Below are 17,752 nucleotides of genomic sequence, written 5' to 3'. Positions count from 1 at the left end.
ATAGATGCGCGGCGTCGCGACCGATATCGGCACGATCCATTTCATCGGCATCGGCGGGATCGGCATGTCGGGCATCGCCGAAGTGATGCACAATCTCGGCTACCGCGTGCAGGGCTCGGACGTCGCCGAGGGTTATGTGATTGCCGGGCTGCGCGCCAAGGGGATTGCCGTCCACATCGGCCACCATGCCGAAAATCTGGGCGATGCGGCGGTGGTGGTGACCTCGACCGCGATCAGGCGCGACAATCCCGAAGTCGAGGCGGCCTATGCGCGGCGGCTGCCGGTGGTGCGGCGCGCCGAAATGCTGGCCGAGCTGATGCGGCTGAAATCGACCGTCGCGGTCGCGGGCACGCACGGCAAGACGACGACGACGAGCATGGTCGCGGCGCTGCTCGACGCGGGCGGGATCGACCCGACCGTGATCAACGGCGGCATCATCAACAGCTATGGCTCGAACGCGAGGCTCGGCGCGAGCGACTGGATGGTGGTGGAGGCCGACGAAAGCGACGGCAGCTTCCTACGGCTCGATGGCACGATCGCGGTCGTCACCAACATCGATCCCGAACATCTCGACCATTATGGCTCTTTCGATGCGGTGAAAGACGCGTTCGTCGAATTTGTCGAGAATGTGCCCTTCTATGGCGCGGCATTGTTGTGCCTCGATCATCCCGAAGTGCAGAACATCATCCCGCGCGTGCGCGACCGGCGGGTGGTGACTTATGGCTTTGCCGCGCAGGCCGATGTGCGCGGGGTGAATGTGACGCCGTTTGCGGGCGGCAATCGCTTCGACACGGTCGTGCGCGTGCGCGATGGTGCGGTGCGCTCGATCGAGGGAATCGAGCTGCCGATGCCGGGGCGGCACAATGTCCAGAATGCGCTCGCGGCGATTGGCGTGGCGCTGGAGCTGGGGATCGACGATGCGACGATCCGCGACGGCTTTGCCAAGTTCGGCGGGGTCAAGCGGCGCTTCACGCGGGTCGGCGAGGCGAAGGGCGCGGTGATCGTCGATGATTATGCGCATCACCCGGTCGAAATCCGCGCGGTGCTCTCGGCGGCGCGTGAGGGCGCTCAAGGCCGGGTGATCGCGGTGATGCAGCCGCATCGCTATTCGCGGCTGGGCGGGCTGATGGACGATTTCGCGCAGGCGTTCAACGACGCCGACATGGTGTTCGTGACACCGGTCTATGCGGCGGGCGAAGCGCCGGTCGATGGCGTGAGTGCCGAAGCGCTTGTCGAGCGGATTGCGCTGCGCGGGCATCGCTCGGCGGCAGTGATTGCCGATGCCGACGCTCTGGCGAAGACGCTCGCGGGGATATTGGCGCCGGGCGATCAGGTCATTTGCTTGGGGGCGGGCGACATTACGAAATGGGCGGCGGGGTTGGCGGGGGTCATCATGGAGAAGGCAGCATGACCGACTGGTTCACCGCATCGATCAAGCTTCAGAAGCAGATGCTCGACGCGCAAAAGGCATCGCTCACGGCCGGGCAGCAGGTGCTGGGTGCGGGCGCGACGATGGTGAAGATGCAGGAAGCCGGGCAGAAAGTCGCCAAAGCGAATATGGACGCGATGAGCGCCTGGGCGAAAATCTGGGGGGTCGGCAAATAGTGGCGACGACGCTTGCCTTGCCAGACGTGCGCGGGAAGCTGAGCGCCGACACACCGCTTGCGCCGCTGGTGTGGTTCAAGTCGGGCGGGGACGCGCAGTGGCTGTTCGAGCCGGCCGATGTCGATGACTTGAGCTCGTTTTTGGTCCGGCTCGATCCGGCGGTGCCGGTGATGGCGCTCGGGCTCGGCTCCAACCTGATCGTGCGCGATGGCGGCTGGCGCGGCGTGGTGGTGCGGCTCGGCAAGCCTTTTGCTTTTGCGCGCGCGGATGGCGAGACGCTGGTCTGCGGCGGCGGCGCGTCGGGCATTCTGGTGTCCTCGACCGCGCGCGATGCAGGGATTGCGGGGCTCGAGTTTTTGCGCAGCATTCCCGGCACGGTCGGCGGGTTCGTGAGGATGAACGGCGGCGCTTATGGCCGCGAGACCAAGGACGTGCTGGTGTCGTGCGTCGTGGTGCTGCGCGACGGGTCCGTTCGGATGCTCCCGGTCGATGCGCTCGGCTATACCTATCGTCACTCAACGTTGCCCGAAGGCGCGATCGTGGTCGAAGCGACCTTTCAGGGTACCCCCGGCGAGCCCGCGGCGATTCAGGCCGAGATGGACCGGATCGCCGCTGCCCGCGAGGAATCGCAGCCGCTGCGCAGCAAGACCGGTGGGTCGACCTTCAAGAACCCTGATGGCCGCAAGGCGTGGGAATTGATCGACGCCGCCGGATGCCGGGGCCTTCGGATCGGCGATGCGCAGGTGAGCGAGAAGCATTGCAATTTCCTGCTCAACCTCGGCGCGGCGACAAGCACCGACATCGAGGCGCTGGGCGAAGAAGTGAGGAAGCGGGTGAAGGCGACGAGCGGGGTAGAACTCGAGTGGGAAATTCAGCGCGTGGGGGTGGGGTCGTGAGCGTGATCGATGTCACCGTCATCCCCGCGCAGGCGGGGATCCATACGCACGGCCCCTTATTCTTGGTCTCAGTCGCACAGATTATGGCTTCCCGCTTTCGCGGGAATGACGGCATGATGGGGGTGAGAGCATGACCAAGCTCCATGTCGCCGTCCTGATGGGCGGGTGGTCCGCCGAGCGCGAGGTGTCGCTGGCCTCGGGCAGCGGCGTCGCCGAGGCGCTCGAATCGCTCGGTCACCGTGTCACCCGGATCGACATGGGCCGCGACGTCGCGCAAAAACTCGCCGATGCCGCGCCCGATGTCGTGTTCAACGCGCTCCACGGCACCCCCGGCGAGGACGGATCGGTGCAGGGCATGCTCGACCTGATGGGCCTCAAATACACCCACTCGGGCCAGGTCGCGTCGGTGATCGCGATCGACAAGCAGCTCACCAAGATGCTGCTCGTCCCCCACGGCATCCCGATGCCCGGCGGTCGCATCGTCAGGACCGAGGAATTGTTCGAGCACGACCCGCTGCCGCGCCCCTATGTGCTCAAGCCCGTCAACGAAGGATCGTCGGTCGGCGTCGCGATCATCACCGACGAGGGCAATTACGGCAACCCGATCGGCCGCGACACCCGCGGGCCGTGGGCCGAGTTCGACGAACTGCTCGCCGAGCCCTTCATTCGCGGGCGCGAGCTGACGACGGCCGTTCTGGGCCGCGAGGCGCTCGGCGTTACCGAGTTGCGCCCGAAGAGCGGCTTCTACGATTACGACGCCAAATATACCGACGGCATGACCGAGCACCTTTATCCCGCGCCGATCCCCGACGAGATCGCGCAGGCGTGCGAACGGATCGCGCTGGAGGCGCACCGGCTGCTCGGCTGCAAGGGCGCGAGCCGCGCCGATTTCCGCTGGGACGACAGCCGGGGCGTCGGCGGGCTGTTCCTGCTCGAAGTCAACACCCAGCCGGGCATGACGCCGTTGAGCCTCGTCCCCGAACAGGCGCGCCATCGGGGGATGAGCTACCCGGCGCTTGTCCAGGCCATCATCGACGAAGCCCTAACGCAAGACCAGCAGGAGGAGGCATGACCAAGACGATCCGCCGTGGCGCCCCGCCGCAACGCCGCCCGGTCCAGTCCGGCCGCCGCGTGCCCGCCGTGCGCAAGCAATCGACGATCGACCGGCTGCTGCTGATGCTGCCGGTGTCCGAACGCACGCTCCAGCGGATCGCGACCTGGACGATCATGGCGATGGTGCTGGCCGGCGCGGTCGGCCTGTCGACGCTGTTCGGGGTGCCGCAGGCAGCGGGGGTCGCGCTCGCCGAAGGAGTCGGCGCCGCCGGCTTTCGTGTGAAGCAGATCGAGACCACCGGCGCGCGGCGGCTGAGCGAGGCGGCGATCGCCGCGGTCGTGCTCGATCAGCAATCGCGCGCGATGCCGCTTGTTGACCTGCACGAAGTCCGCGCGCGGCTGCTGCGCTATGGCTGGGTTGCCGATGCGCAGGTGTCACGGCGGCTGCCCGACAAGCTTGTCATCCACATTGTCGAGCGCCAGCCAGTGGCGGTGTGGCAGCATCAGGGTCGGCTCGATCTGATCGACGCAAAGGGCATCACGCTCGAGCAGGTCGTGCCCGAAAAACTGCCCGATCTACCGCTGCTGATCGGTGACGGGGCTAATCAACAGGTCGCTGCCTATCGCGCGCTGCTCGATGCGACGCCGTCGCTGCGGCCGCTGGTCCGCGCGGCAACCTGGGTCGGTAACCGCCGCTGGGACTTGCTGTTCGCAACCGGCGAAACGCTGGCGCTGCCCGAGGAGATGCCGCAGCGCGCGCTGGTCAAGTTCGCCGATATCGACAGCAGCCGCCAATTGCTCGGGCGCGGCTGGGTGCGTTTCGACCTGCGCGATCCGACGCGCCTGGTGGCGCGCAAGCCGGGGCTCGCCGGGCCGCGCTCGATCACCGACACATCGGCCGCCGAACGCATCGACACTCTCCGCGACAAGGACGCATGATGGCAAAGGCAGCACCTGACGGGTTGATCACCGCGCTCGATATCGGTTCTTCCAAGGTTTCGGCGATGATCGCCCAGCGCGGCGATGGCGGCGAGCTGATCGTGCTCGGCACCGGCCAGCGCGAAAGCCGCGGCGTCAAGCGCGGTTACATCGCCGACATGGCCGCAACCGAAGTCGCGGTGCGCGAGGCCGTTGAACAGGCCGAGCGGATTGCCGGGCTCAATATCGAGAATGTCTGGGTCGGCTTTTCGGCGGGCGGGCTGGTGTCCGACGTCGCGTCGGTCGAAGTCGAGCTTGGCGGCCACCGCGTCGAGCAGGCCGATATCGACGATCTGCTGCAGGCCGCGCGTGATTCGATTGATCCGGCCGGGCGCATGGTGCTGCACGCGCAGCCGACGCTTTATACGCTTGACCGGGTGCAGGGCGTGAAAAAGCCGCTCGGGCTGCACGCCGATCGGCTCGGGGTGCACGTCCATGTGGTTGCTGCAGAAGGGTCGCCGGTCCGCAACCTCGATTTGTGTGTGCGGTCGGCGCATCTGGAAGTGAAGTCGATCATCGCCGCGCCGGTTGCGACCGGCATGGCCTGCCTGTCCGACGAGGAGCGCGAGCTGGGCGTGGCGCTGGTCGAACTTGGCGCGGGCATCACCAATGTTTCGCTGTTCGCCGGCGGGATGTTGGTCGGGCTGACCTCGATCCCGATCGGCGCGGCTGACATCACCGACGACATCGCCAGTGCCTTTGGCACGCGGCGCGCGCAGGCGGAGCGGATGAAATGCTTCCATGGCTCGGCCAATGCCTCCCCGCGCGACAATCACGACATGATCGACGTCGCGCCGATTTCGGCCGAGGAAGAAGCGACCGACGGGGCGCGCATCACCAAGGCCCAGCTGATTGCGGTGATCCGCCAGCGGCTCGACCACCTGATGGGCGAAATCCAGCGCGCGCTGAAGGATCTGGGCTTTGACGGGCCGGTCGGGCGGCAAGTCGTGCTGACCGGCGGTGGTGCCGAGCTGAAGGGGATCGCCGATTATGCGCAGGCCGCGCTCGGTCGATCGGTGCGGGTCGGGCGCCCGCGCGGCCTGACCGCGCTGCCCGAAGCGCATGCCGGACCGGCCTTTGCGACGCTCGCCGGGCTTGCCTATTATGCGGCGGCGAACCCCATGGATTTGCGGGCGTTACCGTCGCCAGACCAGATCGTCTATCGACCGAGCGGATTTGCGTGGCTGTTGAAGCTGTTGCAGACTTTCCGCACAAATTATTAAAGAAATGCGACAGCGGGGGCGGTTTTCGCTAGAGTCGCCCCAAGCTTCGTGCGAACAGTTGGTAAATGTCCCGAGTGCGTATGGGGGCTGAGCGGAAACGCCAAGGCGGAGACAGGGCGATGAGTATCGAATTTCTTCCACCCGAAGTTGATGAGCTGACCCCGCGTATTGCGGTGGTGGGCGTCGGTGGCGCGGGCGGCAACGCCATCAGTAACATGATGCGCGCGGGTGTGCAGGGTGTCGATTTTCTGGTTGCCAACACCGATGCTCAGGCGCTGAAGCAATCCTCCGCGCCGCAACGCGTGCAGCTGGGAGCGAAGATCACCCAAGGCCTCGGCGCCGGGTCGCGGCCCGAAATCGGTCGGGCGGCCGCCGAAGAGACGATCGAGTCGATCACCAAGCTGCTCGAAGGCGCGCATATGTGCTTCATCGCCGCCGGCATGGGCGGCGGCACTGGCACGGGGGCGGCACCGGTCATCGCCAAGGCTGCGCGCGACATGGGCATCCTGACGGTCGGCGTGGTCACCAAGCCGTTCGCTTTCGAAGGCAGCCGCCGCGCCAAGAGCGCCGACGCGGGCATCGAGGAACTGCAGAAATATGTCGATACGCTGATCGTCATTCCCAACCAGAACCTGTTCCTGATCGCCAATGCGAACACGACCTTCAAGGAAGCGTTCGAGATGGCGGACGAGGTGCTGCAGCAGGGCGTGCGCGGCATCACCGACCTGATGGTCATGCCCGGCCTGATCAACCTCGATTTCGCCGACGTCCGTTCCGTCATGCAGGAGATGGGCAAGGCAATGATGGGCACGGGCGAAGCCGAAGGCGACGACCGCGCGATCGTGGCCGCGCAAAAGGCAATCAACAACCCGCTGCTCGATGGTGTCAGCATGCAGGGCGCCAAGGGCGTGATCATCTCGATCACCGGTGGCGAGGACATGCGCCTGCTCGAAGTTGATGAAGCCGCGAACCACATTCGCGAGCTGGTCGATCCTGATGCCAACATCATCTGGGGATCGGCGTTCAATTCCGGCCTCGACGGCAAGATTCGCGTGTCGGTGGTCGCAACCGGCATCGAAGCCGACGCCAAGCCACAGGCCGTGCCGGAGGCGCCGCGCAGCTTCAGCTTCGGTGCGCCGCGTCGCCCGCTGGAGGCCGAGCCGAAGGCCGAAGAGCCCACGGCAGCCCCCGTATTCGTGGCGCCTGCCGGCATCGACGCGCCCGAGCTGTCCGAACCCGAGGAAGTTCAGGATCTCGCCACACCGGCTGCCGATGACGAGCTCGTGCTCGGCAGTGCCGAAGCGATGCCGATCAGCGGCCCGGCGCCGGTGTTCGTCGATGAGGCTGTGGCGCCCGAACCGGCTCCCGCCGAACCGGCAACCCGCCGCCGCTGGCTGGCTGCGGGTGCGCCAGCCGAGCCGGTCGCGACGCCGACTGCGCCGGTCGATGCCGAACCGAGCGATCCGCTCGCGGACGCCGCGCCCCGACCCAAGACGGGCGGGACGCTGTTCGAACGCATGTCGAGCGCGACCCGGGCCGCCGCGCGTGACGAAGCGGCTGGCGAGCGCGACCCGCTCGACATTCCGCGCTTCCTGCACCGTCAGAACAACCAGTAAGCCGCGCGCCGCTTTGCCGCTGGCGCGCGTCGCTCTGGCGTTCGCCACGCGGCTGGGGCATTGCCGCTGCGACGACAAAGGCGTTTAGCAGCGGCAGAATGATGGTTCACCGACATGTTGCCCGATTGCTGATCGGTGCCGCGCTGCTGGCGCCATCGGTTGCGCGGGCACAGACCGAAATCGTGGCGCCACCCGCACCCGACGCCGATGCGCTTGCCGCCGAAGTGCGCGTGCTGGCCAGCAACCCCACTGATCTCAGCGCGCTGCTGAGCGCGGGCGAGCTCGCGCTCAAGCTGGGCGATACCACGGCGGCGGCAGCATTTTTCGCGCGCGCCGAACGCGTCGATCCGCACAATGGGCGCCAGCGCGCGGGCATCGGCAGCGTGCTGCTGGCGCTCGAACGCCCCGGCGAGGCGCTGCGCAAGTTCGGCGAGGCCGAGGCTTATGGCTATTCGTCCGATCATTATGCTGCCGATCGCGGGCTGGCGTTCGACCTGGTCGGCGATCAGGGACGCGCCCAGCGCGATTACCGGCTGGCGCTCCAGCGCAAGGCCGATGATGCCGAAGTGTTGCGGCGCTATGCGCTGTCGCTCGCCATTTCGGGGGATCGCGAGCGCGCGCTCGAACAGATCGACCCGTTGCTGCGCCAAAGCGACCGCGCGGCATGGCGAGTGCGTGCCTTTGTGTTGGCGATGCTGGGCGATACCGCAGGTGCCGAGCGGATCGCGCGGACGATGCTGCCCGCGGGGATGGGCGAAAACCTTCAGCCCTTCTTTCAGCGGCTGCCGCAGTTGAGCGCGGTCGATCGCGCCTGGGCGGTGCATTTCGGCGAAGTGACGGCAACGCCCGCGCGGCTGGCCGATGCGCGGCTGGCGCCGTCGCTGCCGCCGCTCCCGCCCGAAGTGCGACCCAAGCCGGCGGTGCTGGTCGCCGCCGTAGCGCCTGCCACCAAGCCCGACCGGCGCGACCGCAAGCCCAAGGTCCAGCGCGAAAAGCCGGTGGAGATCGCAGCCGCCACGCCGCCGCCAGTGAGCCGCCCGGACCCGGCGCCACCCAAGCCTGAACCCGTGCGGCCTGCAGCCGCGCTGCCCGGTCCCGCGCCCGCCAAGGTGGAACTTGCGAAGGCCGAACCATCCAAGGCGATGCCCGCCAAGGCCGAACCGCCCAAGCCCGAGCCGACCGTCGTCGAGCCGCAGCCCAAACCAACACCGTCGGCCGTGGTTGCGGCAACGCCATCCCCCCCAGCCAGCGAGGCGGTAGCAAGGGAAGCGTCGACGGTGGTGCCTGCGGCTACGCCCGTGCCGCCCCCCGCACCCGAGCCTACACCGCGCGCCTCGGTTCCCGCGACGGCAAGCCCCGGCTTCTCCGACACCATCGTGCCGACGTCCGCGCCGGGCGACGCAACCCGGACGCCGCCTGCCAGCAAAGCGCCCGAGCCCGCGGCGGCGGCGCCCGCCAAGGTCGAGGCGACTCCTGCGGCACCTCCGCAAAGCACCCCGCCGACGGCACGGCCAGTCGGACGCGAGGATACGATACTCGCGAAGATCATCGCCAATATCGGCGTGCCCGCGCGCGAGCTCGATGTGCCGCCGGTGCGCGAACCCGCGCCTGCGCCGACGCCGGTGCCATCCAAGCCTGACCCCGCCAAGCCCGAGCCCGAGCCCAAGCCGGTCACCGCCGTTGCGGCCAAGAAATCCGACAAGCCGGTCGAGATCGCGGCCGCCAAGGCCGAGAAGCCCGTCGACCCCAAGGTCGAGGCACGCCGCAAGGCCGAGGAAAAGAAAAAGGCCGAAGAGAAAAAGAAAGCCGAAGCCGAAAAGGCCGAAGCGAAGAAGCAGGCTGCGCTTGCCAAGGCATCGCCGTCGCGCATCTGGGTGCAGGTTGCCGGCGGATCGAGCGAGGGCGATCTTGCGCGTGCCTGGGCGGCAGTGAAGGCGAAGGCACCGGCAGCATTCCGGGGCAAGCAGGGCTGGACCACGCCGCTGCGCTTCACCAATCGCGTGCTGGCCGGCCCTTTCAAATCGGCGGCCGAGGCGCAGGCGTTCGTCAATGATCTGACCAAGGCGGGGGTCAGCAGCTTCGTGTTCACCAGCGCCGCCGGGCAGCAGATCGACAAGCTCGGCGGGCAATGAGCGCGCCCTGGGCCGCCGATCCCGCCCGCAGTCGCGGGCGGCTGCATGCCGAGGCGAATGTCACCGCGCGCGGCCCCCGCGACGATTTCCAGCGCGACCGCGATCGCATCATCCATTCGATCAGCTTCCGACGCCTGCGCCACAAGACGCAGGTGTTCATGGCGCCCGACGGCGATCACTTCCGCGTGCGGCTGACGCACAGTCTCGAAGTCGCGCAGATCGGCCGCACGATCGCGCGGGCGCTGGGGCTGAACGAGGATCTGACCGAGGCACTGTGTCTCGCGCACGACATTGGCCACCCGCCGTTCGGCCACGCCGGCGAGGCCGCGCTGACGACGGCGCTCGCAGGGCAGGGCGGGTTCGATCACAACGGCCATACGCTGCGCGCGTTGATGGTGATCGAGCATCCCTATCCGCGCTGGGCCGGACTCAACCTGACATGGGAAACGCTCGAAGGGCTCGCCAAGCACAATGGCCCGGTCGCCACGCCGGGCTGGGCACTGGCCGAAGCCGATCGCGCGTTCGCGCTCGACCTCGCGCACTGGCCGAGCCTGGAGGCGCAAGTCGCGGCGATTGCCGACGACATCGCCTATGACAATCACGACATCGACGACGGTCTGCGCGCCGGGCTGCTTTCGCTCGATCAGGTGCTGGAAGTGCCGCTGGTCGCGCGGCTGTGGGATGAGGTGCGCACGCGCTTTGCCGGGGTGCGGCCAGAGCGGCTGGTCGGCGAGCTGATCCGCACGCAGATCGGGGCGATGGTCGGCGATCTGATCGCCACGTCGCGCGCCAACATCGCTGCGGCGGGGATTGCGAGCGCCGATGACGTGCGCGCGGCGGGGCAAGCGCTGATCGGCTTTTCAGGCCCGATGCGCGAGGATGAGCGGCTGCTGAAGCAGTTCATGTACCGCACGCTTTATCACCACCCGCGCCAGCTCGAGGCGGCTGAGATTGCGCGCGGCGTGATCGCCGGGCTGTTCGCGGCCTATGCCGCCGATCCTGCGCAGATGCCCGGCGAATGGGCTGCGCGCCTTCCCGATGCCGAGCCGTGGCGCGGTCGCCATATCGCCGATTTCATTGCCGGCATGACCGATCGCTACGCGATCGGCCGCTATCGCGAAGCGGTGGGCCCAATCGATTTGCCCGAAGGTTTCTGACAAACTTCTGCGACACTAGGCGCGTAGAAGGGATCGTCGAACGCATCGAACGGAGTCCGTCGCATGTCGGTTGCCAGTATCGCGCTCAATCGTTTTGGTCTGGGGGCGCGGCCCGATCAGCCCATTCCTGCCGACCCCAAGGCCTGGCTGATGGGCCAGATCAGCCGCTTCGAGCCGCGCCCGGCGGTGATCGCGGCGGCGCCATCGCGCGCAGCGATCGCGGGTGAGCTTGCCGAATATCTCAACGAAATCCGCCCGATGCTGCTCCAGCAGCGCCTCGCAGGCGGTGCCGCGCCCCAGCAGCCCGCACCGGCCATGATGCGGCAGATGGGGCAGGGAATGACCGACGCGCCCGAGATGGCAAAGTCAGGCGAGGCGCCCGATCCGGTCAAGCAGGCGCGCCAGTTCGTCGGGCGCCAGGGCCGCGACTATTACGCCAAGCTGGTCGGCGCGCGGGTAAACGCGGCAGTGGCCAGCGACACGCCCTTCATCGAGCGGATGGTGCATTTCTGGGCCAATCACTTTGCGGTGTCGGCCGACAAGTTGACCGTCGTCGGCATGGCCGGTCTGCTCGAATTCGAAGCGATCCGCCCGCATGTGACGGGCAGCTTCGCGGCGATGCTGAATGCCGTTGAGCGGCATCCGGCGATGTTGCTCTATCTCGATCAGGCCGGGTCGATCGGCCCCAACAGCCCGATCGCGCAGCGCGTCGCCCGCTTTGCCCCCAATCGCAAGATCGGCCTGAACGAAAATCTCGCGCGCGAAATCATGGAGCTGCACACGCTCGGCGTGCGGACCGGTTATAGTCAGGCCGATGTCACCGAATTCGCGCGGGCGATGACGGGGTGGACCGTGGCCGGGCTCAATCGCGGGCCGATCGCGCGCTTTGCGGGGACGGGCGGCTCGCCGGGCGACTTCGTCTTTGCCGGGCCGATCCACGAACCCGGCGCGCGCACGATCATGGGCAAGCGTTATGACCAGCCCGGCGAAGCGCAGGCGCAGGCGGTGCTCAACGATCTCGCGGTGCATCCCGCAACTGCGCGCCATATCGCGACAAAGCTCGCGCGGCATTTCGCGGGCGACAATCCCCCGCCGGCGATGGTCGCGCGGCTGGAAGCGGCGTTCCTGCGCTCGCAGGGCGATCTGCCGACGGTGTACCGTGCGCTGATCGCCTCGCCCGAGGCGTGGGTTGAGGAACCGGTCAAGTTCAAGTCGCCGTGGGAATGGGGTGTTTCCGCCATGCGCGCGGTTGGTGCGGGGGCCTTGCCCGCGCCGCAGGTAACGGGGATGCAGATTCAGCTCGGCCAGCCGGTGTGGCGGCCAGGCTCGCCCGCCGGTTATGACGATATCGCCGGCAGCTGGGCCGGCCCCGATGCGGTGATGCGCCGGGTCGAGATCGCCCAGCGGGTTGCCACGCGGGTCGGCAATGCTGCTGATGCCCGCGCGCTGGCCCCCAAGCTGTTCCCAGGTTCGGTCAGCCCGGCCACGCAAAAGGTGCTCGCGGGCGCCGACAGCCCCGCGCAGGCGCTTGCCCTGTTGCTTGTCGCTCCTGAAATGATGCGGAGATAATGTGATGATCGACCGCCGTTCCTTCCTCGTCACCAGCGCGACCGCGGCCGCCGCGATCGGCTTTGCCCCGCGCATGGCCTTTGCCCGCGCCGCGACCGAGCGCCGCTTCGTTTTTATCATCCAGCGTGGCGCCGCCGATGGCCTGCACACGATCGCCCCGGTCGGCGACCCGGCCTATGCCGCTGCGCGGGGTGCGCTGGCGGAGGAATTTGCGGGCGCGCCCAAGCTCGATGGAATGTTCGCGCTGCATCCGGCAATGAAGACGCTCGCGTCGCTCTATGCCCAGAAGCAGGCACTGTTTCTGCACGCAACTGCCTCCCCCTATCGCGACCGCAGCCATTTCGACGGTCAGAATGTGCTCGAGACCGGGGCGGCGGGCGCCTATCAGGTCAAGGACGGCTGGCTCAACCGGCTGCTCGGCGCACTGCCCGCCGACGAGGCGAAGGCAATCGCCGTAGCGGTGACTGTCCCGCTCGCGTTGCGCGGGCCGCACGACGTTGCGTCCTATGCGCCGTCGCAATTGCCCAAGCCCGCCGATGACCTGCTCCAGCGCGTGGCGATGCTGTATGAAGGCGATCGCCAGCTCCACGCGCTGTGGAGCGAGGCGATGGACACTCGCAAGCTGACCAGCGACATGGCAATCGAGGGCGGGCGCAATGCCGCCGCGACCGGCGCGCTCGCTGCCAAGCTGCTCGCGGCGCCCGGCGGTGCCAAGATCGCCATGATCGAAACCGGCGGCTGGGACACGCACGCCCAGCAGCGCGGGCGGCTCGCGGCGCAGCTCACCGGGCTCGATGCGATGATCGGATCGCTTCAGACCGGGCTGGGCCCGCTGTGGGCGAACACCATGGTGGTGGTGGCGACCGAATTCGGCCGGACGGTCGCGGTCAACGGCACTGGCGGCACCGATCATGGCACCGGATCGGCCGCGATGTTGATCGGCGGCGGTGTGAAGGGCGGGCGGGTGCTTGCCGACTGGCCGGGGCTGGCGCCGACCGCGCTTTATGAGGGGCGCGATCTCAAGCCGACCAGCTCGCTCGACGGCTTTATCGGCGGCGCGGTCGCCGGACACTTCGGGCTCGATCCGGCGCGGGCGATGCCGATGTTGTTCCCCGGCGCCCCGGCGAAGGCGATCGAAGGGCTGGTCTAGGGATTCAGCGCGCGCAGGGGCCGAGCGAGGCGAGGATGAAGCGGTAATCCTCGGCCGCCGCGCGCTGGTCTGCAGGCTCCATCGACTGGAGTGCCGCCGTCGGCAGCGCGCGGGGCAGCCCGCAAGCCAGTCGATACCACAGCAGCGTGTCGGGCGGCGGCGGCGCGGCGGCTTCGTCGACGATTTCGCTCAATGCGACGGCCCAGCGGGGAGTCTCACCCGGCTGGCGGATGACGTTGAGCGACACCGGGCGGCGCGTTTCGGTCTGGAGGAAAATCTGCGTCTCGCCGGAGCCCGGCAACGTCCCCGCAACATGGAATGCATTGCCGATACCGGTGATGCGCGGCGGGGCGTCGGGCGCGATCGTCTCGGTAATGATCCGGCGGGTGAGGGCGTCGAACGGCGCCGACCAGTCGCGCTGCGAATCGGCGCCGGTCAGCTGGAGCTGGTTGACGCGGCCAGCGATCGGCCGGGCGAAGGCAATCACGCGTCGCTTGTTGAGCTTGGGCAGCCGCCCGCGCGCATCGGGCATGACATCGTAGAGCCAGGCGACCCGCGCCGGTACACTCTGGTTACCGCGAATCAGGGCGAGCACATCGGCCTCGACATAAAGACGAACGAATCCCGGCGGCGTGCCCACGGCCTGCGCACCATCGAGCTTCACGGCGCTCCGGATGACCGAATCGATGATCAGCGGCGAGCGCAAAACAAGGTCGGCGACATCGGCATAGCGCGGCGCGGGTGTTGCGGGCAGCGTGGCCTGACGGGATGCAACCTGGCCCGACACACCCATGCTGGGTACCAGCGCAAGCGCAGCAAATGCCGATAAACCGGCGATTCTCGGAACGATCATCATGGCGCTCGCGTTAACGGATCGTGTCTTTTTTATACAGAAATAATTCTGCCACGCAGGGATTGTACGTTTGTTGCGTCCGACAAAGAGTTTGCGTCCCTTTAGAGGGGGCGATAGAGACTCGGGCCTTGGTTGAGGATAATATGGCTCACGGCCAGAAATCGGCGCGCCACCATGGTCGGCAAGCCGATTTCGCATTGGCAGGGGCAAACCGGGAGTTTCGTACCTGAATGGCTTATGCAGACCGGGATAATAGCGGTACCAGAGTGGTTGCGGCGGTTCTCGTCTCGATCCTCATGGCCGCATTGGGATATGCTTTCGTCACCGGCCTTGCGTATAAATACGTCAAGAAGGCCGCCGAACAGCTGAACACGTTCGACGTCGCGCCGCCACCGCCGCCGCCGCCGCCGGACGAACCTCCACCGCCGCCGCCGCCGGACCAGCCGCAAACGCCCCCGCCGGTCGTTTCGCCGCCGCCGATCGTGCAGAACCCCAATCCGCCTCCGGTGCAGATCCAGACGGTGACGACGCCGCCGCCGCGCATCAACCTGACGCCGATCGCGGCGCCGCCGGCGCCGCCGGCGCCGCCAGCTGCGCCGCCGAAGCCGAGCCTTGGTGCGCGCGCCAAGCTGCGGACCAATCCGGGCGATGTCTTCACGCCGGATTATTATCCGGCCGAAGCCAAGCGTCTGAACGTGCAAGGTCGTGTCGGCATCTCGCTCGTCGTGGGCGGCAACGGTCGCGTCTCGTCGTGCCGGGTCACGGGCAGCAGCGGCAGCGGCCAGCTCGACGATACGACCTGCAGGATCGCGACGCGCTCGCTGCGCTTCGATCCGGCCAAGGACACCGATGGCAACCCCATCGAATCGACCTGGCCGATGACGATCCGCTGGGAATTGAAGGACGAGTAATGAACCGCGCCGGTGCGGTGGTCGTCACCGCACCGGCGCTATTGTTTTGGCCAAGATCGACTTATCAAGATCGACCAAATTAGGGAAAGAAAGCTATGCTGACGTTCATTCTTGCAGCCGGGGGCGCTGCGGCAGCCGAAGACAAGTACGGTCTGATTCCGGCGCTCCGCGAAGGCGGTGTCGTGTCGATCTCGACCTTCGTCATCCTCGTGGGGTTCCTCTTCGTTTCGCTCTACATCCTGTTCACCAAGCTGTTCGAACAGCAGAAGGTGCTCAGCCAGGCAAAGCGCGTGCGCCAGAGCTTCTGGCAGTCGGCCACGCTCGCTGAAGGTGCTGCAAAGCTCGACAAGAACTCGGCCTATCGCCAGATCGTCGACGACGGCCTCGCCGCGCAGGCGCAGCACGGCCTGCTGACCGATCCGGTCGAAGCGCACGACTGGGTGCACGGCTCGCTCGCACGCTCGGAAGCGTCGATCAACTCGGCGCTCAATGGCGGCCTCGCCTTCCTTGCCACCGTCGGTGCGACCGCGCCGTTCATCGGCCTGTTCGGCACCGTGATCGGCATCTACCGCGCGCTCATCAAGATCGGTTCGTCGGGCGATCCGTCGATCGACAAGGTCGCCGGCCCGGTCGGTGAGGCGCTCATCATGACCGCGCTCGGCCTCGTCGTCGCCGTGCCGGCGGTGCTTGCCTACAACTGGCTGCAGCGCCGCAACAAGGCGATCGCCGAAGACCTGTCGGGCTTCTCGAACGACGTGCTGGGCTTCATTGCTTCGGACGGCAAGGTGCGGCCGAAGCCGGTCGCCGGCAAGGCTGCCGCTCCGGCAAAGCCTGCTGCCCCGGCCAAGCCGACGGCAGCCTGATCGCCCGGGCGGGCGCCTGCGGTCGACTGACCGGAGGTGCCCGCCGGAGCGATGGTCTTGCGCCTCAAGTCCAGAGAATAGGATAGCTTGCAATGGCGATTAGTGTTGGCGGGAATTCCGCCGATAAGCCCGTATCGGACATCAACACCACGCCGCTCGTGGACGTGATGTTGGTCATGCTGATCATCTTCCTGATCGCGGTTCCCGTCGTCGTCCAGAACGTGAAGGTCAAGCTGCCCGACGTGAAGTTCGACCCGACGGCGACCAAGCCCGAGAATGTCTCGCTGGTGGTGCGCGGCGGTGCGAACGGCAACTGCGAAGTGTTCTGGAACCGCACGCCGGTTACCGCCAAGGAACTGCTCGACCGCGCGGTGCAGAAGCTGAAGGACGAAATCAATCGCCAGGGTGGTCCCAATGCCGCCGGCATCGAATTGCCCGAAGCGCACATCCGCGGCGACGTCGACACCCCTTACCGGTGCATCGGCGGCACGATCTATACGATGCAGCAGGCCGGCTTCGCGAAAGTGGGCTTCATTTCCGAACCGCCGCCGGGATCAGCCGATACCGAACGCTGATGCGCCGGCCCAGATTTAGGAGTTACAGACTATGGCGATGAGCGGCGGCTCCGATGATGGCGAGCCGATGATGGAAATGAACACGACGCCGTTGATCGACGTCCTGTTGGTGCTCCTCATCATGTTCATCATCACCCTTCCGATCCAGACGCACGCGGTAAAGGTCGATTTGCCGCAGAACGACCCGCGCAACCAGATCCAGGTCGATCCGGTGAAGAACAAGGTGTCGATCGATCCGACCGGCGTCGTGTCGTGGAACGGCCAGCCCGTCGACGACGTGACGCTGCGTCAGTTCCTCGACCAGACCAAGACGCTCGACCCGGAACCCGAACTGCACTTCCAGCCCGATCCGACGGCACGTTACGAGGTCGTCGACCGCGTGCTGGCGGTGATCAAGAAGTCGGGCGTCGGCAAGCTCGGCTTCATCGGCAACGAGCAATATCGCAACGATTTCTGATCGGTTGCGCTTTGCCTGACGTTGAAGGGCGGTCCTGCGGGGCCGCCCTTTTTCGTTGGCTCACAGCTTGGGTAGGGTCACCCCGCGCTGGCCCATATATTTGCCTGCGCGGTCGGCGTAGCTGACTTCGCACGGCTCATTGCCCTTCAGGAACAGGAACTGGCACGCGCCTTCATTGGCATAGATGCGCGCGGGCAGGGGGGTGGTGTTCGAGAATTCGAGCGTCACATGCCCCTCCCAGCCCGGTTCGAGTGGCGTCACGTTGACGATGATCCCGCAGCGCGCATAGGTCGACTTGCCGAGGCAAATGACGAGCACGTCGCGCGGCACCCGGAAATATTCGACCGTGCGGGCCAGCGCGAAGCTGTTAGGCGGGATGACGCAGCAATCGGTCTTGCGGTCGACGAAGCTGTTCGAATCGAAATTTTTGGGGTCGACGATCGCCGAATCGACGTTGGTGAAGATCTTGAATTCGTCCGACACCCGCGCGTCATAGCCATAGGACGACAGGCCATAGCTGATGCAACCGTCTCGCTTCTGGCTCTCGACGAACGGCTCGATCATGCCAGCGGCGAGGGCCTGCTCGCGGATCCAGCGATCGGACATGATGGACATAGGTTACCCCAGGTTGGACTTGGCGAGCAGCTTTCGCGGCTTCGGCGGAGGAGTGCAAGCGCAGGTACGATTGCCTGTTCTCCAGCCACTGGTCGTAAT

17 protein-coding genes are annotated in these 17,752 nt (G+C 66.8%); 15 read left to right on the top strand and 2 right to left on the bottom strand.

The window, feature by feature from the left end; translation table 11 throughout:
* Nucleotides 1–4 precede the first annotated feature (4 nt).
* The 11 genes from murC (at nt 5) to AX672_RS10315 (ending at nt 13,379) form a co-directional block, all read left to right on the top strand.
* On the top strand, nt 5–1,411 hold the full coding sequence (gene murC / locus AX672_RS10365; protein WP_066651058.1) for a UDP-N-acetylmuramate--L-alanine ligase: 1,407 nt from the start codon (nt 5–7) through the stop codon (nt 1,409–1,411).
* The gene (locus tag AX672_RS10360) at nt 1,408–1,605 is read left to right on the top strand and encodes a hypothetical protein (RefSeq protein WP_066651170.1); all 198 of its coding nucleotides are present in this window, start codon (nt 1,408–1,410) and stop codon (nt 1,603–1,605) included. The genes murC and AX672_RS10360 overlap by 4 nt, the downstream gene beginning before the upstream one ends.
* Nucleotides 1,605–2,501, top strand: a complete 897-nt coding sequence (murB, locus tag AX672_RS10355) for a UDP-N-acetylmuramate dehydrogenase (RefSeq protein WP_443026236.1) — start codon at nt 1,605–1,607, stop codon at nt 2,499–2,501. Before AX672_RS10360 ends, murB begins: the two co-directional genes overlap by 1 nt.
* A gap of 130 nt (nt 2,502–2,631) precedes the next feature.
* Nucleotides 2,632–3,573: a D-alanine--D-alanine ligase gene (locus AX672_RS10350; protein WP_066651057.1), complete on the top strand. Its 942-nt coding sequence runs from the start codon at nt 2,632–2,634 to the stop codon at nt 3,571–3,573.
* Nucleotides 3,570–4,493 carry a cell division protein FtsQ/DivIB gene (locus AX672_RS10345; protein WP_066651056.1) on the top strand — a complete coding sequence of 308 codons (924 nt, stop codon included), beginning with the start codon at nt 3,570–3,572 and terminating at the stop codon, nt 4,491–4,493. Before AX672_RS10350 ends, AX672_RS10345 begins: the two co-directional genes overlap by 4 nt.
* On the top strand, nt 4,493–5,755 hold the full coding sequence (gene ftsA / locus AX672_RS10340) for a cell division protein FtsA (protein WP_066651055.1): 1,263 nt from the start codon (nt 4,493–4,495) through the stop codon (nt 5,753–5,755). The genes AX672_RS10345 and ftsA overlap by 1 nt, the downstream gene beginning before the upstream one ends.
* Nucleotides 5,756–5,874: 119 nt before the next feature.
* Nucleotides 5,875–7,371 carry a cell division protein FtsZ gene (ftsZ, locus tag AX672_RS10335; protein ID WP_066651054.1) on the top strand — a complete coding sequence of 499 codons (1,497 nt, stop codon included), beginning with the start codon at nt 5,875–5,877 and terminating at the stop codon, nt 7,369–7,371.
* Between the two features lie 101 nt (nt 7,372–7,472).
* Complete coding sequence (locus tag AX672_RS19200; RefSeq protein WP_082730504.1) at nt 7,473–9,503, top strand: tetratricopeptide repeat protein; 2,031 nt, start codon at nt 7,473–7,475, stop codon at nt 9,501–9,503.
* On the top strand, nt 9,500–10,660 hold the full coding sequence (locus tag AX672_RS10325) for a deoxyguanosinetriphosphate triphosphohydrolase (protein ID WP_066651052.1): 1,161 nt from the start codon (nt 9,500–9,502) through the stop codon (nt 10,658–10,660). Before AX672_RS19200 ends, AX672_RS10325 begins: the two co-directional genes overlap by 4 nt.
* Before the next feature lie 63 nt (nt 10,661–10,723).
* Nucleotides 10,724–12,229 carry a DUF1800 domain-containing protein gene (locus AX672_RS10320; protein WP_066651051.1) on the top strand — a complete coding sequence of 502 codons (1,506 nt, stop codon included), beginning with the start codon at nt 10,724–10,726 and terminating at the stop codon, nt 12,227–12,229.
* Nucleotides 12,230–12,233: 4 nt separating this feature from the next.
* Nucleotides 12,234–13,379 carry a DUF1501 domain-containing protein gene (locus AX672_RS10315; protein WP_066651168.1) on the top strand — a complete coding sequence of 382 codons (1,146 nt, stop codon included), beginning with the start codon at nt 12,234–12,236 and terminating at the stop codon, nt 13,377–13,379.
* Between the two features lie 4 nt (nt 13,380–13,383).
* Here AX672_RS10315 and AX672_RS10310 read toward each other — a convergent pair whose 3' ends face one another.
* Complete coding sequence (locus AX672_RS10310) at nt 13,384–14,232, bottom strand: hypothetical protein (protein ID WP_231731269.1); 849 nt, start codon at nt 14,230–14,232, stop codon at nt 13,384–13,386.
* A 230-nt stretch (nt 14,233–14,462) separates the two neighbouring features.
* Between AX672_RS10310 and AX672_RS10305 the strand changes: the two genes are divergently transcribed.
* The 4 genes from AX672_RS10305 (at nt 14,463) to AX672_RS10290 (ending at nt 17,038) form a co-directional block, all read left to right on the top strand.
* Complete coding sequence (locus AX672_RS10305; RefSeq protein ID WP_066651049.1) at nt 14,463–15,143, top strand: energy transducer TonB; 681 nt, start codon at nt 14,463–14,465, stop codon at nt 15,141–15,143.
* A 95-nt stretch (nt 15,144–15,238) separates the two neighbouring features.
* Nucleotides 15,239–16,006 carry a MotA/TolQ/ExbB proton channel family protein gene (locus AX672_RS10300; protein ID WP_066651048.1) on the top strand — a complete coding sequence of 256 codons (768 nt, stop codon included), beginning with the start codon at nt 15,239–15,241 and terminating at the stop codon, nt 16,004–16,006.
* A 92-nt stretch (nt 16,007–16,098) separates the two neighbouring features.
* Nucleotides 16,099–16,581: an ExbD/TolR family protein gene (locus tag AX672_RS10295; protein ID WP_066651047.1), complete on the top strand. Its 483-nt coding sequence runs from the start codon at nt 16,099–16,101 to the stop codon at nt 16,579–16,581.
* A 31-nt stretch (nt 16,582–16,612) separates the two neighbouring features.
* Nucleotides 16,613–17,038 carry an ExbD/TolR family protein gene (locus AX672_RS10290; protein WP_066651046.1) on the top strand — a complete coding sequence of 142 codons (426 nt, stop codon included), beginning with the start codon at nt 16,613–16,615 and terminating at the stop codon, nt 17,036–17,038.
* Nucleotides 17,039–17,098: 60 nt separating this feature from the next.
* Here AX672_RS10290 and dcd read toward each other — a convergent pair whose 3' ends face one another.
* Nucleotides 17,099–17,653: a dCTP deaminase gene (gene dcd / locus AX672_RS10285; RefSeq protein ID WP_066651045.1), complete on the bottom strand. Its 555-nt coding sequence runs from the start codon at nt 17,651–17,653 to the stop codon at nt 17,099–17,101.
* Nucleotides 17,654–17,752: the final 99 nt, after the last annotated feature.

It is taken from the genome of Sphingomonas sp. CCH10-B3, from assembly GCF_001556185.1.
In the GTDB taxonomy this organism is placed as follows: domain Bacteria; phylum Pseudomonadota; class Alphaproteobacteria; order Sphingomonadales; family Sphingomonadaceae; genus Sphingomonas; species Sphingomonas aquatica.
Note: the sequence above shows the minus strand (reverse complement) of the source record. Positions and strands in the feature narration are given on the sequence as shown.

Coding starts and splice junctions, on each gene's coding strand:
- AX672_RS10315 (WP_066651168.1), top strand. CDS start 12,234: ATGATCGACCGCCGTTCCTTCCTCGTCACCAGCGCGACCGCGGCCGCC.
- AX672_RS10320 (WP_066651051.1), top strand. CDS start 10,724: ATGTCGGTTGCCAGTATCGCGCTCAATCGTTTTGGTCTGGGGGCGCGG.
- AX672_RS10345 (WP_066651056.1), top strand. CDS start 3,570: ATGACCAAGACGATCCGCCGTGGCGCCCCGCCGCAACGCCGCCCGGTC.
- AX672_RS10290 (WP_066651046.1), top strand. CDS start 16,613: ATGGCGATGAGCGGCGGCTCCGATGATGGCGAGCCGATGATGGAAATG.
- ftsZ (WP_066651054.1), top strand. CDS start 5,875: ATGAGTATCGAATTTCTTCCACCCGAAGTTGATGAGCTGACCCCGCGT.
- dcd (WP_066651045.1), bottom strand. CDS start 17,653: ATGTCCATCATGTCCGATCGCTGGATCCGCGAGCAGGCCCTCGCCGCT.
- AX672_RS10295 (WP_066651047.1), top strand. CDS start 16,099: ATGGCGATTAGTGTTGGCGGGAATTCCGCCGATAAGCCCGTATCGGAC.
- AX672_RS10360 (WP_066651170.1), top strand. CDS start 1,408: ATGACCGACTGGTTCACCGCATCGATCAAGCTTCAGAAGCAGATGCTC.
- AX672_RS19200 (WP_082730504.1), top strand. CDS start 7,473: ATGGTTCACCGACATGTTGCCCGATTGCTGATCGGTGCCGCGCTGCTG.
- murC (WP_066651058.1), top strand. CDS start 5: ATGCGCGGCGTCGCGACCGATATCGGCACGATCCATTTCATCGGCATC.
- AX672_RS10325 (WP_066651052.1), top strand. CDS start 9,500: ATGAGCGCGCCCTGGGCCGCCGATCCCGCCCGCAGTCGCGGGCGGCTG.
- AX672_RS10300 (WP_066651048.1), top strand. CDS start 15,239: ATGCTGACGTTCATTCTTGCAGCCGGGGGCGCTGCGGCAGCCGAAGAC.
- AX672_RS10350 (WP_066651057.1), top strand. CDS start 2,632: ATGACCAAGCTCCATGTCGCCGTCCTGATGGGCGGGTGGTCCGCCGAG.
- AX672_RS10305 (WP_066651049.1), top strand. CDS start 14,463: ATGGCTTATGCAGACCGGGATAATAGCGGTACCAGAGTGGTTGCGGCG.
- ftsA (WP_066651055.1), top strand. CDS start 4,493: ATGGCAAAGGCAGCACCTGACGGGTTGATCACCGCGCTCGATATCGGT.
- AX672_RS10310 (WP_231731269.1), bottom strand. CDS start 14,232: ATGATCGTTCCGAGAATCGCCGGTTTATCGGCATTTGCTGCGCTTGCG.